The sequence below is a fragment of the Compostimonas suwonensis genome (assembly GCF_002797855.1).
Lineage (GTDB): Bacteria > Actinomycetota > Actinomycetes > Actinomycetales > Microbacteriaceae > Compostimonas > Compostimonas suwonensis.
The window spans coordinates 220,099-234,268 of record NZ_PGFB01000002.1 but is presented as its reverse complement, the minus strand read 5'-3'; the positions used below and the strand labels follow the sequence as shown (position 1 = coordinate 234,268).

The window sequence follows — 14,170 nt, the reverse complement described above, 5'->3', positions numbered from 1 at the left end:
CGCCTCCGGCTGTCGATGGCACGAGCGAAGAACGAGAGCGTCGCCCTCCGAGCGGGTATCGCAGTGGGCCTCGCGACCGCGGCCTACGGCGTCTCGTTCGGCGCCCTCTCGGTCGCCGCCGGACTCGACGTCTGGCAGACCTGTTTTATGAGCCTCGTGATGTTCACCGGCGGCTCGCAGTTCGCCCTCGTCGGCATCATCGCCTCGGGCGGCACGGCGGTCGGCCCAGCCGCGATCGCGAGCGCGACCCTGCTCGGCACCCGCAACGCGATCTACGGCATGCGGATGGCGCCGCTCATCGGCCCCGGATGGCTGAAGCGTCTCGCGGCGGCCTGGGTGACGATCGACGAGTCGACGGCGGTGGCGCTCGCGCAGCCCACGCTGCGGTCGCAGCGCCTCGGGTTCTGGGCGGCGGCGCTCGCCGTCTTCGTGGGGTGGAACGCGACGACCCTCGTCGGGGCGCTCATCGGCGACGCCCTCGGCGACACGAGCGCATACGGTCTGGATGCCGCGGCCGCCGCGGCCTTCCTCGGGCTTATCTGGCCGCGACTGAAGCGACTGCAGGCCGGTGCCGTCGCCGTGGGCGCGGCGATCGTCGCCGTGGCGCTCACACCCGTGCTCGCGCCCGGACTGCCCGTGCTCCTCGCCGCGCTCGTCGCGGTGGTCGTGGGCCTCGTCAACTGGCTGGGGCCGAAGGACGCCCCGCAGAACGGCCTCGACCCGCACGCGATGGGCGAGCACGATGACGGGCAGCACGGCCGACACCCGGACGAGCGCACGAACGGGGAGCCCGAATGAACCTGTGGCAGATCGTCATCATCGCCTCGATCGCCTGCCTCGTCATCAAGCTCGCGGGCTACCTGGTGCCCCCGCACTGGCTCGAGAAGCCCCGCCCGGCGCGCATCGCCGACCTGCTCACGGTGGCGCTCCTCGCGGCGCTCATCGGCGTGCAGACCCTCGGCGCCGGGCAGGCGGTCGTCGTCGACGCGCGACTGCCGGCCGTGATCGTCGCTGCGGGCCTCTACGCGCTGCGCGTGCCCTTCATCGTCGTGGTCATCGCCGCGGCGCTCGTGGCCGCCGCCCTGCGCGCCTGGGCCGGTTTCGCCTGAGACCGGTCTGGCCGAGGCGGGTCTCCGATCTCACCGGGGTGGGGGGCGAGCTGTGAAGAGAGGAGCCTAGCCGTCGAGCTGCTCGTCGCCCGGCGTCCAGCTGAGGCCGGGAACACCCCAGCCGCGTTTGCGCTCGACCTTGTCGGCGCGACGGCCGTAGACGTGCTCGAGGCGGTCGACGTAGAGCAGGCCGTCGAGGTGGTCGTACTCGTGCTGGAAGATGCGTGCGAGCCATCCGTCTGCCCGGATCTCGAACGGCCTCTGCTCGAGGTCGACGGCCTGCAGGATCGCGGAGTGCGCGCGGCGCAGCGGGAAGCGTTCGCCGGGAAAAGACAGGCAGCCCTCGGATTCGCTCTCCTCGTCGGGTTCACCCGGGTCGATGGGGCTCAGCCAGAGCGTCGGGTTGATCGCGACGCCGCGCACGGTCTCGAGGGCGTCGATCTCGTAGCTGAAGACGAAGATGCGCAGCGGCACGCCCACCTGGGGCGCTGCGAGCCCGACACCGGGCGCGAGGTCCATCGTCTCGTACATGTCGCGCACGAGCGTTCGCAGGGAATCGTCGAACTCCGTGACGTCGCGGGCGGGGGCGTGCAGGACGGGATCTCCGGAGATCCGGATCGGGAGGACGGCCATTCGTCAAGAATATCGGCACATTTCTGGGTAGGGTCGTTGGGTGATCCTCGAACTGTCAGACCTGCCGGCTCAGATCGCGCTGAACCCGAGACAGTTCATCGGAATCCCGATCGCGCTCGTCGGAGCCGTCTTCCTCTCCCTCGGCGCGCAGTTCCAGCATCACGGCGTCGCCAAGGTCGAGGCGAACACCGTGGAGGCCAGTGGCGGGCTCAACCCCCGGCAGCTCCTCCTCCTGCTCTCGCGGCCCTCCTGGGTCATCGGCACGGTCATGCTCGGTCTCGCGATCGTGCTGCAGCTCGTGAGCCTGGGCTATGCCCCGCTCATCGTCGTGCAGCCGCTCGGGGCCGTCGCGCTCGTGATCACCTCGATCGTCAATGCGCGGGTGAGCAAGATCAAGCTCAACCGCCGCTCGATCATCGCGATCGTGCTCTGCGTGGGCGGTGTCGGGCTCTTCGTGCTCGTCGCGGCGTTCACGGCCCGCGAGACCCCCGTGACCGACTCCGACCTGATCACGATCCTCATCATCCTCGGCGTCGTGCTCGTGCTCTTCTCCCTGGGCTTCGCCTTCCTGCGCCACCGCTTCAAGGCCGTCATCTACATCGTGGGCGCGGGTGTGCTCTACGGCTTCGTCGCGACGCTCGCGAAGGTCGTGATCGCGCGAGCGCTGCAGGGCGACGTGAACTGGCTCACGATCCTGTGCATCATCGCGCTGCTCGCCGCGACCGGCCTCGGCGCCTACTTCGTGCAGAACGCCTACTCCTCGGGCCCGCCCGACCTCGTGATCGCAGGGCTCACCGTCATCGACCCGCTCGTGGCGGTCACGATCGGCATCGTCGTGCTCGACGAGGCCTCGCAGGCGCCGCTGTGGGCGATGATCTCCTTCATCGTCTTCGGGGTGACGGCGATCGCGGGTGTTTTTATGCTCGCGCGCTATCACCCCCAAGCGCAGAACTGAGCTTCGGCGGCCCGCGTGGCGGGCGGCAGTGCTCGGAGGGCGACCGTTTACACTGGGAACCTTGAACGTCGCCATGCGTCCACAACGACGATGGTGCACCGACGCCGGACAAGACACCGGCCCGCACACGTGAGGGACTCACCGCTTTGTCAGATACCCCCGGTTCGCATACCCCGGCGCCGAGTGCGCCGGAGCAGGCGGCGAAGAGGCCGCTTCGCGTCGTCATCGGTGCCGACACCTTCGCACCGGATGTCAACGGCGCGGCCCGATTCGCCGAACGTCTCGCCGCAGGGCTCGTCTCCCGCGGGCACGAGGTGCACATCGTCGCCCCCGCGGCATCCCGCAAGCACGGCACGTGGACGGAGGTGCACGAGGGCCAGGAGATGACCGTGCACCGCCTCTACAGCTGGCGCTGGTACCCGCACGACTGGCTGCGCTTCGCGCTCCCGTGGCGGATCCGGCAGAACAGCGCGCGCATCCTCGACGAGGTCAAGCCCGACGTCGTGCACTTCCAGTCGCACATCGTGGTCGGCCGCGGACTGGGTCTCGAGGCCGAGAAGCGCGGCATCCGCATCATCGGCACCAACCACTTCATGCCCGAGAACATGCTCGAGTTCACCCTGCTGCCGCGCAGCGTGCAGAACCGCGCGATCGCCATGGCGTGGCGCGCCGCCAAGCGCACCTTCGGCCGGGCCGAAGCCGTGACCACTCCGACGGCGAAGGCCGCCCAGTTCCTCGAGAAGTACACGGGCCTGCGCGGAGTGCACGCGATCTCGTGCGGCATCGACGCTCACAACTACACTCCGAGCTTCGAGCCCCGCACCGAGAACCGCGTGCTGTTCGTCGGGCGCGTCACGGGCGAGAAGAACATCGACGTCCTGCTCAACGCGATCGCGCTGATGCCGGCCGAGCTCGACGTGAAGCTCGAGATCGTGGGCGGCGGCGATCAGAAGCGGGCCCTCGAGCAGCTCGCCGTCGATCGGGGGATCGCCGACCGGGTGACCTTCGACGGCTACGTGACGGATGAGGAGCTGCGAGCGGCCTACACTCGGTCGACGATCTTCGCGATGCCCTCGATCGCCGAGCTCCAGAGCATCGCCACGATGGAGGCCATGGCGAGCGGCCTTCCGATCGTCGCGGCGAACGCGATGGCCCTGCCGCACCTCGTGCACGACGGCCAGAACGGCTACCTCTTCGCCCCGGGCGACGCGCAGGAGCTCGCGGACCGCCTGCGCGACATCCTCGAGGCTCCGGCAGACAAGCTCGACGCCATGAAGCGCGAGTCGCTCAAGCTCATCGAGGCGCACGACATCAACCGCACGATCACGACCTTCGAGGCCCTGTACCGCGGTGAGCGGGTGAACGACCCGGTGATCGACGGTTCGGTGCCGCAGGAGTCGGCGACGGCGGCGGGGGAGTAGTCAACGTCGAGCGCGGCTTTGTTCGCCACCGCGCCCCGAAAAAGCGCCGCGCTCGGCAACAGACCCGCGCTCGACGTGCGTTCCGCAGACGCGCTCGTCGCATCGGGCCGGATGCCGCTGCTCCGCTAAGATCGTCGCGGGGCGGTAGCTCAGCTGGTTAGAGCAGCGGACTCATAATCCGTCGGTCACGGGTTCAAGTCCCGTCCGCCCTACTACGTTCTTCTCCTCGCTGGCGGGAATTGTGCTCGGGCGCCTGGCGCTTGGGGGCAGTGTCAACGAATTCTCCAGCGGCTGCGCTGAGCCCATTCCTCACCTGCCGGGATCGTGTCGAATGCACCGAGCGCGGGTTTGTTCGCGACCGCGGCCTGCAGAGGCTTAGCGCTCGGCGACGAACCCGCGCTCGATGTGGCGGGGGAAGCGTCGAGCGCGGGCCCATCGCGCGACCGCAGCCCCGAAGGGGCCGGCGGCCGGCGACGAACCCGCGCTCGACGTGGTGTGGTACTACGAGTGGTGCGGTGCTGCTAGATGAGCGTCAGCGTCAGGATTCCCGTGTAGGTGCCCAGACGGCTGGCCCCGGGGATCCCGAGGTCGAGGCCGCCCGCACAGGTGAAGCTGCCCGAGCTCGCGCCCGCTGCCGAGGCGCAGAGGGTCGAGGCCTCGCCCAGGCCGGAGCCCGGCTCGACGGTCTCGCCGGCGGTGACCGTCGACGACTCGCCCGGTGCGACCGGGAGGGTTCCGACGTAGGTCTCTGCGGTGGGGCGCCAGCCGAGGTTGTCGGCGAGGATGGTGCCGGTTCCGCTCGTGAAGTCGGAGACCTGACCGGTGAGATCCCAGCCGGCCGAGGTTCCACGCGAGTCGACGACCTGCACAGGGTGCAGCTCACCGGCGGTGACCTGGTCGACACCCGTCAGCGTGACCGCCGGCAGGGTGATCGGGTCGGTGCTCGACACCGTCAACGACAACGGGCTGCCCGAGAGGGTCGCCGAGATCACCTGGTAGTCGGTGCCGGGGGCGCCGGGCGCGAGAGCCTCCTGCAGGCCCTGTGCGCCACCTACGAGGGGGAGCGAGACCGACGAGAGCGACGGGTCGATCGTCAGCTGCGTGCCCGGGGCGGGGCGAACCGTGTACTCGTTGTCCGACGACATCACGACGACGCCGATACGCGAACCGACGTTGAAGATGTAGTCCTTCGGCTCGAAGTCGAAGTTGAACTGGTACGAGGTTCCCGGCTCGATCGGGTCGGTGACCTTCGCGGAGTTGCGGTTCTCGACGTCCATCCAGCCGCGCGTGATGATCTTCGGCGCACCCGTGGCCGGGTACTCGACGAGCAGCGCGGTCAGGTTGGCCTTCTCACGGTCGACGGCGACGTTCAGCGAGACGCTCGGCGTGCCCGAGAGACGCACCGTGTCGGTCAGCGCACGCGTCTGGTAGACGAGGCGGTTCGGCGATGTCGCGGCCGCGGCGAGGGTCTGGGCCTTGATCGTCGCGTTGTCGACGACGGTCTCGGTCACTCCGGATGCCGCGTGCTTGAAGTCGAGCTCACCGACGGCGTTCGCTGCGGTGGCTGCACCGAGGTTCAGCGAGACCTTCGCAGCACCGGCATCCGGCCACTCGGGGTACTCGACGAGGGTGCGGTCTTCGCGCTGGATGTACGCCTTGTTGAGGTTCTCGACGCCGTTCTGCACGTTGTAGAGGTAGCGCGTGAACCAGCGGTTGAGCAGCGTGTCGTTCGGCGATCCGCCGTGCCCGCCCTGGTGCAGGTAGATCTGGTGCGGCACGTTGTTCTTCTTGAGCGCCTCGTACAGGTCGGAGGCGTTCTTCGTCATGACGTTCCAGTCGTTCAGACCGTGAGCGACGAGGGTCGCCGCCTTGATCTTGTCGGCGTTCGCCAGGTAGTCGCGCTGCTGCCAGAAGGCGTTGTCGTCACCCGTGGCCCGGTCCTCCCGGGCGCGGATGTCGTCGATGACCGGCTGGCAGATCGCCTGGTCTGCGCGCGTGTGCACGTAGTCGGCGAGCACGTCGAGGTCTTCACCCTGGTATCCGCCCGGGGCGCGCACGGCGCCGTTGGCCCGGTAGTAGTTGTACCAGCTGGAGATCGCGGAGATCGGCACGATGGCGTCGAGGCCGTCGACCCCGGTGCTCGCGACGCCGATGGGGAGCGTTCCGTTGTACGAGGTGCCGATCATGCCGACGCTGCCGGTCGACCAGCTCGCGCTGACCTCGGTGGAGCGGTCGACGCTCGTGAAGCCCTTCGTGCGGCCGTTCAGCCAGTCGATGACCGCCTTGCCGCCGAGGGACTCGTTGACGTCGCCCGAGGTGGGGCAGCCTTCGGAGAAGCCGCTGCCGAGCGATTCGGCGTGCACGACGGTGAAGCCGCGCGGAACCCAGGTGCTCTCGAAGGTCGACGAGATCTTCGGGCTCGTCTTCTTCGGGGTGAACGCCGGCCAGCCGGGCTTCGAGGTCGGCGGCTCGCCGATCTCGTGGTCGACCGACCAGTTGGGAACGTCGGGGCCGCCCGCGTAGTAGGGGCTCATCTCCATGATGACCGGGGTCTTGAGGCCGTCGGTGTTGGTCTCGGGCACACGGGTGACGTCGATGTGGACGAGGTCGTCCTTGCCGTCGTTGTCCGAGTCGACCTCGCTCTGCACCCACACCTCCTGGCGGATCCACTGGCTCGAGGTCTTCGTGAAGACGGCCTGCGAGAGACCGTCTTGGAATGTCGGCACCGCGGGTGCGGGTGCGGCCTGTGCGGCGAGCGGGGCGGTGAACGCCAGGCCTGCCGCGAGAACCGGGATCGCGACGGCCGCGACCACTCGGGGTACTCGGCGTCGGGTGTCGCCGGGAACGGATAACAGCATGGATATCTCCCTCGTGTTTCTCTGGTTTGGGCGTGGGCCGGGGCGTTGTGCCCCGGCCCACGCCTGTCTCGTACTGTGTGCGGGTTTGTGTCTGTCGGCTAGATGAGGGTGAGTGTGAGCACCCCGGTGTAGGTTCCCAGTCGGCTGGATCCCGGGATCCCGAGGTCGAGGCCGCCCGCGCAGGTGAAGCTGCCCGAGCTGTGACCGGTCTCCGCGGAGCAGAGCGTCGAGGCCGTTCCGAGGCCCGTTCCGGGAGCCGCGACGTCGCCGGCGGTGACGGCCGAGGTCTCGTCGGGTGCGACGGGAAGGTCTCCGACGTAGGTCTCTGCAGTGGGGCGCCAGCCGAGGTTGTCGGCGAGGATGGTGCCGGTTCCGCTCGTGAAGTCGGAGACCTGACCGGTCAGGTCCCAGCCGGCCGAGGTTCCACGCGAGTCGACGACCTGCACGGGGTGCAGCTCACCGGCGGTGACCTGGTCGACACCCGTCAACGTGACCGCCGGCAGGGTGATCGGGTCGGTGCTCGACACCGTCAACGACAACGGGCTGCCGGCGACCGTCGCCGAGATCACCTGACGCGGGTCGCTGTCGTCGCCGCCGAGGACGGTCACCGTGAACGCCTTGACCTCGCCGATGTTGCCGGCGGCGTCGGTGGCGCGGTACTCGACGCGGTGCGTGCCGTAGCCGGGCTCCCGGGCCTGGAACGGCGAGAGCGACATGCCGCCCGTGCCCAGGTTGCCGTAGATGAGGTCGTCGATGTTCGTGCCCGTGGGCGTGAAAAGGAACGGCTCGTTCTTGTCGGTCGGCCAGCCGTAGTAGTTGTGCCAGCCGTCGCCGTCGAGACGGAACTCCGCCACGAGCGCACCGCTCTGATCGTCGCTCGGGGTGAGCTTCATCGAGAACGACTCGTTGACCGTGTAGTGCGGCTCGCCGTTCTCGCCTTGGGTCGTCGCGATGGGGGCGGAGATGACCGCGTCGACCTGGGGGCCGACGGCGTCGATCGTCCAGCTCTGCGTGTCCGTTCCCGCCGCGGCATCCGTCGGATCGCTGACCGTCGCCGTGACGGTGTGGGTTCCGCCGTCGAGCGAGAGAGGGGCCAGCGCGAGGTTGAGCTTCTGCGCGTTGGGCACGACGGTTCCGTCGACGTTCCAGCTCACGTCGAGCAGGTGGTCGCTCGGGTGGGTGGTCTCGACGTACAGTACGTCCTTGGAGCCCGTGGCGTGCGTCGTCGGGCTCGCCTGCGTGAACTCGGCCGGCGCCGCCACGGGGGCGACCGGGGTGTCGCCGACGGTCCAGGTGCGCACCTGGGTCATGCTCGCGCTGCCTCGCAGGGCCGGGTCGCGCACGAACTCGGTGTTGTCGACGACGGTCGCGCTGATCGTGTCGCCGGCGACGACGTCGCGCCCCTCGAGGTCGAGCTGGCGGGCGTTGTCGAGCCCGGTGACCGCCGTGCCGTTGATGCTCCAGGTCACGTCGAGCTCGTGGTAGACGGGGTGGGCCGTCTCGAGCCAGACTACCGAGTCGGGGGCCACCGGGGCATCCGTCGGGGTCGAGCGCGGCACGAGCTTGATCTTCGAGGAGATGCGCTCGGTCATGATCTCGCGGCCGACCTGGTCGTACTGGTAGCCGAGCGTCTTCATGATCGAGTGACGGCTGGGGCGGTAGAGCCCCGTCGAGTAGTACTGGCCGCCCTCGTAGCGCCCGATCGTCCCGCCGGCCTCGCTGGGCTCGCCGAGCCAGCGCCACCACTTCTTCTGCTGGTCGAGCATCTGCTGCTCGGTCAGGAGGGTGTGGTGCTTGGATGCCGGCTCCCGGCCCGTGTACGCGCCGGTCGTGATGCCGCGCGTGTAGTAGTCGTACTCGTCGTCGAGCTTGCCGAGCGAGTGGCCCAGCTCGTGCGGCGAGATGAGCGCGGAGAGGGCGTTGCCGCCGCTCGCCGTCGCGTACGAGCCGCCCGCGCCGCCGTAGGTGTCGCTGTTGGCGAGGGCGAGGATCTGGTCGACCTTCGGGGCGAGCGTCGCGAAGTTCTTCGCCAGGGTGTTGTTGACGGTGAGGAGGCGCTGCACGCTCGACGCGTTGCAGCCGCCCCAGAAGGCCATCTGCAGGGGCGTGTTCCGGCGCGGGGAGTCGAGCGAGGAGTCGCAGCTCACACCCGACTCGCCGGAGACGATCTCGACCGCGTAGACATTGAAGTAGTTGCGGTAGCTCTTGTAGGGCTCGATGCTCCACATGGTCTCGAGGTGCTCCTCGACCTGCTCGCGGAACTTCGGCATCTCGGCGGCGGTGTAGCCGTCGCCGAGGATGACGAGGGAGAAGCGCTCCTGCGGGTCGCCGGTCACCTGGATCGGAACGAGGGTGGCGCTGCCGACCGCGGGCTCGTCGGCGTGGGCCGGCGCGACGGCCGTACCGACGGCGAGCGTCACGGCCAGGAGCGGAACCGCGAGAAGCGCGGTTGCTCGTTGGACCCGGGTTCGGGGGGAACCGGGATTCGGTGTGGACATTCGAGATCCTTCCTCAGTCGTCGTGGACTCGTCATGCGACGACGGACGAAGGTGTCCGCCGGGTGCATGCACCTGCAGCCTAGAAAGGCGTTCGAGTCGATTCATCCGTCGCACGACGAAGACATCGACCCACAGAGTCGACGGTCGTCGAATGCGCTCGTGCAGCGCGCTCAGTCGGCTTTCGCGACGACGGCGCCGGATGCCGCGGGGGCACCGGGCGCGAGGGGTGCGCCCGTCGCGCCGCCGCCGCTCGCGGCTTCGCCGGCACCGGCCGCACTCGCGACGGCCAGCGCCGCTCGTCTGCGCCAGTGGCGGCCTCGCAACCACAGCAGCACGATGAGACCGGCGATCACGATCACGATGATGAGGAGGAGGTAGGGGATCGCCCAGCCCGTGCCGCTCGCGGTGCTGGGGTCGCCGACGTCCTCGCCCGCATCGCCGACGGAGGTGGGGGTGAGGTTCGTCGTCGCGGTCAGGAGCACAGCCGGCACGACGTTGTCCATGGTCTCGTGCACCTCGATGCTGCTTCCGGGCAGGAGCTCGGGCAGTTGCTTGCTCGGCGCGGTGCCGAGATCCCAGCCGCCGATCCCGTCGAGGTTCAGATCGACTGTTCCGCCCAGGCGTACGTTGCCGGGGTTCGTCACGGTGTAGCTCACCTCGGTGGTTCCGGAGAAGAGGTCCCAGCCGCCGCCGTAGTTCACGGTGACGTCGGAGACGGCGAGCTGCGGGGTGCGCTCACCGGGAACGTCCACGTAGATGCGCACGCCGACACGGCGGTCGACGGCGAGCTGCTGGGCCCCGTCGCCCGTGGAGGGCATCTCGCTCAGCGAGGCGACGATGCCTCCGGCGTGGTCGCCGGGGGAGGCCGTGGGGGGAACCGTGAGACGGAAGGGGATGTCGATGCGCGTGCCGGGCTCGATCGTGTACGTTCCTTCGCCACCCGTGATGCCCACCCACGAGCCCACGTCGACGGACTTCGTGTCGGCCGGCGGCAGCGTGAAGGCGCCGTCGCTCGTCATGAGCGCGTCCATGGCGTAGACGCGCATCTGCAGCGGGGCCGCGCTCAGGTTGGAGACGCCCACGTAGTCGGTGACGCTCTCACCGGGGGCCAGCTGATAGCTCAGGGTGTCGCGCCCGTCGGGGCCGGTGGCCGATGAGGGCTGCACGGCCCACGAGATGTCGTCGTCGGCCGCCTGGGCGGGCGACGCTGCGAGCAGGCCGACGGCGAGGGAGAACCCCAGGGCCGTGACGGCGGCGAGGGCGGATCTTCTCTTCAGCAAGGGGTTGTTCGACAGGGGGTTCTTCTTCAACGGGTTTGTCCATCTCTCACGGGCGAGCCTTGAAACGTGGTGCGGCTGACCGATCGGTTCAGCATAGGGAAGGGCCGCGGTGGCGACACGAGGCCTTTGTCGGGTTCGAGCGGGGTGGGATTCGACATCTGTCGAATGGCGGACGCCGGCGGCCGGAGGTTCCCCGGGCGGTTCTGCGGGCGCTTCGGCATGCGACGGGTTCGGCGTGCCATCTCAGGCGTCCACCGGATTCACCGACCGACTCGTGCCGATCTTCATGAGCATGATCGCGAGGTGCAGGCCCAGACGTTCGACCCCGTTCTGCAGGTCGATGCCGAGGATGCGCTCGATGCGCCCGAGACGGTGGTACAGCGAGGTGCGGTGCAGGTTGAGCCTCGCCGCGGCGTCTTGCACGCGGCATCCGAGATTCAGATAGCACTCGGCGGTGTCGAGGAGCGCCTGGCCGTCGCGCTCGAGCATAATGCGCTCGAAGCCGGCCTGGAAGTCGGTGGACTGGATGCCGAGCGACGCGATCGTGTAGAGCCCGCGGTACACGCCGAGCTGGTCCCAGCGCACGACCCTCTCGGTGATTCCGAAGGACGCCCCGATCTGGGCGGCGCGCAGGGCGTCCTCGTAGCTCAGCTGGGCCTCGTGCAGGCTCGCGCTCGAGCTGCCGACGCCGACCACGACCGACGACACTCCGGGCACGACGTCGACGACGTTCTCCGAGGCCGCGAGCAGCAGCTGCGCGGTCTTCTCGACGGAGGGGAAACGACCCGGCTCGTCGGAGGAGGGCACGAGCACGACCGTGTGGTCCTTGCGCACGAGGGTGAGGGCGTGCCCCGCTCCGAGTGCGCGGACGGTGGAGCGCGTGGTGCGCTCGAGGGCCTCGGCGAGCTCGTCGGCCTCGGGCGCACGGGCCCCCGCGACCGGTCGAAGCACGAAGGCGCGCACGCTCGTGCCCGGCACGAAGTGGCCGTCGTGCAGCACGTCGTCGGCCGCGCGCATCCTCGCGTCGCCGGTGCCGAGGAGCAGCTCGCGCACGCACTCGGCGGTGCGCGCCACGGCGAAGTCCTGCTGGGCGCGCCACCGGATCCACTCGTCGGCCAGACGCTCGCTGAGGTCGTCGGCTCGGGCGACGTCGGCGGGGTCCATCGCGTCGGGCGCCTCGATGAACCACAGATGGCCGAGCGCGACATCGGCCTTGCGGATCGGGATACAGAGGCGCGGCAGCATCTCGAACCGGGGGTTGGGCGGGATGTGCACCGACTCGCGGGAGTTGTAGACGCCCAGCTCGAGCAGCCAGGAGCTCACGTCGGGCCCGGCGTGATGCTGCAGGATGGTTTTCCGGCGCACTTCGTCGATCGCGTCGGACTGCGGGCTGTAGGCTACGACGCGCTGCTTGCGGTCTTCCAGCAATGCTGGTCTGCCTACCACCTGGGCGATGTGGTTGACCATTTGATGAATGCTCATCGACGAGCCTCTTACTGTCGGCTGGTACATGCGGATCTGCTTCGGGGTGAACAGGGTGTGCTTAGTGCAATGTGATATATAGCCATCGCGATCATACATCGAAAGAAGACCCCCCGTTGAGGGGTGATACGAAACCTCCCTGACACAGCGCGCGGGCACCGTGTCAGAGGCGCACGCGACAATGGTCGAATGCATATCGTCGTCGAGCTCCGGGCAGACGAGGTGCGTGTGAGCGACTACGACGACTCCGGCTCGAGGATGTCGCAGGCCACCGTCACACGCGCCGCCTTCCCCGAGCTCGTCCGACGCCGCGAGGCCGAACACCCTCGCTGGGTGTGGAGCGACACCTCGCACTGGTACCCGCAGCTGCTCGACGACGGGGTGATCGTCGAGCGTTGTCACGACCTCACCCTGAGCCGCGCCATCCTGCGCAACTCCGAGCTGACCGCAGACACGCCGCTCGCCCGTGCCGAGCCCGACGGATGGGACGAGCGGCGATTCGACGACGCGCCCGTCGAGAGGCCCGACAGGGGCACGACCCTCTTCGACCTCGTCGCCGAGCCGACCCACGACGACGACCCTGACGCCGCGGTCGAGTTCGAGCGGCAGCTGCAGGCGGTCGCCGCCTCGGCCGAGCCCGCGCGGCTGCGCCTGCTGCTGGCCGCCGAGTCGGTCGGCGCCCTCATCGCGAGCGAGATGCGCCACGCGGGGCTGCCCTGGCACGTCGAGGTGCACGACCGGGTGCTCACCGAGCTGCTCGGGCCGCGAGTGCCGCCCGGTCGGCGACCCGCCACGATGACGCGGCTGCTCGGTGAGATCTCCGAGAAGCTCGGCGTGCCCGACGTCAACCCCGACTCTCCCGCCGAGCTCGTGAAAGCCCTGCGACGCGGGGGCATCGAGGTGAGCTCGACGCGCTCCTGGGAGCTCAAGGAGATCTCGCATCCCGCCATCCCGCCCCTGCTCGAGTACAAGAAGCTCTCCCGCCTGCTCACCGCCAACGGCTGGAGCTGGATGGACACCTGGGTGCGCGACGGCCGCTTCCACCCGGAGTACGTGCCGGGCGGCGTCGTCACAGGGCGCTGGGCCGCCCGCGGCGGCGGCGCTCTCCAGCTGCCCAAGCAGGTGCGCTCAGCGGTCGTCGCCGATGCCGGCTGGAAGCTCGTCGTCGCCGACGCGGCGCAGCTCGAGCCGCGGATCCTGACGGGCATGTCCTCCGACACGGCCATGGCGAAAGCCGGTTTCGGGCAAGACCTCTACGACGGGATCGTGGCGAGCGGCGCCGTCGACGACCGGGCGCACGCGAAGATCGCGATGCTCGGCGCGATGTATGGAGCGACCACGGGGGAGAGCGGGCGGCTGCTCCCGGGTCTCACGAAGGCGTTTCCGCAGGCCCTCGCCCTCGTCGAGGCGGCTGCCCGTCGCGGAGAGCGCGGCGAGATCGTCACGACCCGCCTGGGCCGCAGCTCACCGCGCCCCGGGCCGAGCTGGTCGGAGGCGCAATCAGCCGCCTACCGCCCCGAGGCGGGCGAGGCTGAGCAGAAGCGGGCGCGATCCCGGGCGCGCGACTGGGGGCGGTTCACCCGCAACTTCGTCGTGCAGGGATCGGCGGCCGAGTGGGCGCTGTGCTGGATGGCCGAGCTGCGCAAGCGGCTCGCGGCGATGCCGGCGAGCTCCGCGGCATCCGCCGGCGCGGGGGCCTTCGCCCGACGCGCGCACCTCGTGTTCTTCCTGCACGACGAGGTCATGGTCCACGCCCCGGCCGAGCAGGCCGACGCCGTCGCACGAGCCGTCACCGAGTCGGCGCGAACCGCCGGGCGCCTGCTGTTCGGCGATTTTCCGGTCGACTTTCCCGTGACCGTCGCCGTGGTCGACGACTATGGTCAAGCGAAGTAGCAATATTTCGGCACCCGGCGTCGTTGAGGCGTGTGAGGAGC

At 69.3% G+C, this 14,170-nt stretch carries 10 protein-coding genes and 1 tRNA gene; 6 read left to right on the top strand and 5 right to left on the bottom strand.

Features of this window, described 5'->3' with window-relative positions; genetic code table 11:
• The first annotated feature begins 15 nt into the window (after positions 1–15).
• Both CLV54_RS04900 and CLV54_RS04895 read left to right on the top strand, forming a co-directional pair.
• Positions 16–798 (top strand): AzlC family ABC transporter permease, encoded by a 783-nt coding sequence (locus CLV54_RS04900; protein WP_100343841.1) that lies wholly within the window; start codon positions 16–18, stop codon positions 796–798.
• Positions 795–1,109: an AzlD domain-containing protein gene (locus tag CLV54_RS04895; RefSeq protein ID WP_100343840.1), complete on the top strand. Its 315-nt coding sequence runs from the start codon at positions 795–797 to the stop codon at positions 1,107–1,109. Before CLV54_RS04900 ends, CLV54_RS04895 begins: the two co-directional genes overlap by 4 nt.
• Positions 1,110–1,175: 66 nt before the next feature.
• On the opposite strand, the gene def is transcribed toward CLV54_RS04895, so the two are convergent.
• Positions 1,176–1,742, bottom strand: a complete 567-nt coding sequence (gene def / locus CLV54_RS04890) for a peptide deformylase (RefSeq protein WP_100343839.1) — start codon at positions 1,740–1,742, stop codon at positions 1,176–1,178.
• Between the two features lie 40 nt (positions 1,743–1,782).
• Between def and CLV54_RS04885 the strand changes: the two genes are divergently transcribed.
• The 3 genes from CLV54_RS04885 to CLV54_RS04875 all read left to right on the top strand — a co-directional run bounded on the left by CLV54_RS04885 (position 1,783) and on the right by CLV54_RS04875 (position 4,330).
• Complete coding sequence (locus CLV54_RS04885; RefSeq protein WP_245861353.1) at positions 1,783–2,697, top strand: DMT family transporter; 915 nt, start codon at positions 1,783–1,785, stop codon at positions 2,695–2,697.
• A 146-nt stretch (positions 2,698–2,843) separates the two neighbouring features.
• Positions 2,844–4,118, top strand: coding sequence for a glycosyltransferase (locus CLV54_RS04880; protein ID WP_245861350.1), 1,275 nt, complete (start codon positions 2,844–2,846; stop codon positions 4,116–4,118).
• Positions 4,119–4,256: 138 nt separating this feature from the next.
• Positions 4,257–4,330, top strand: a tRNA-Ile gene (locus CLV54_RS04875).
• Positions 4,331–4,639: 309 nt separating this feature from the next.
• On the opposite strand, the gene CLV54_RS04870 is transcribed toward CLV54_RS04875, so the two are convergent.
• From CLV54_RS04870 to CLV54_RS04855, 4 genes are all read right to left on the bottom strand, one after another.
• Entirely contained in the window at positions 4,640–6,976 is a 2,337-nt protein-coding gene (locus CLV54_RS04870; RefSeq protein ID WP_100343838.1) for a Xaa-Pro dipeptidyl-peptidase, read from the bottom strand.
• Between the two features lie 98 nt (positions 6,977–7,074).
• The gene (locus tag CLV54_RS04865; protein WP_100343837.1) at positions 7,075–9,474 is read right to left on the bottom strand and encodes a M64 family metallopeptidase; all 2,400 of its coding nucleotides are present in this window, start codon (positions 9,472–9,474) and stop codon (positions 7,075–7,077) included.
• 170 nt (positions 9,475–9,644) lie between these two features.
• Entirely contained in the window at positions 9,645–10,754 is a 1,110-nt protein-coding gene (locus CLV54_RS04860) for a COG1470 family protein (protein WP_157802809.1), read from the bottom strand.
• Positions 10,755–10,997: 243 nt separating this feature from the next.
• Complete coding sequence (locus CLV54_RS04855) at positions 10,998–12,236, bottom strand: PucR family transcriptional regulator (protein WP_157802808.1); 1,239 nt, start codon at positions 12,234–12,236, stop codon at positions 10,998–11,000.
• A 189-nt stretch (positions 12,237–12,425) separates the two neighbouring features.
• Between CLV54_RS04855 and CLV54_RS04850 the strand changes: the two genes are divergently transcribed.
• A complete protein-coding gene (locus tag CLV54_RS04850) occupies positions 12,426–14,129 on the top strand; it encodes a bifunctional 3'-5' exonuclease/DNA polymerase (protein ID WP_100343834.1) in 1,704 nt (567 codons plus the stop codon).
• Positions 14,130–14,170: the final 41 nt, after the last annotated feature.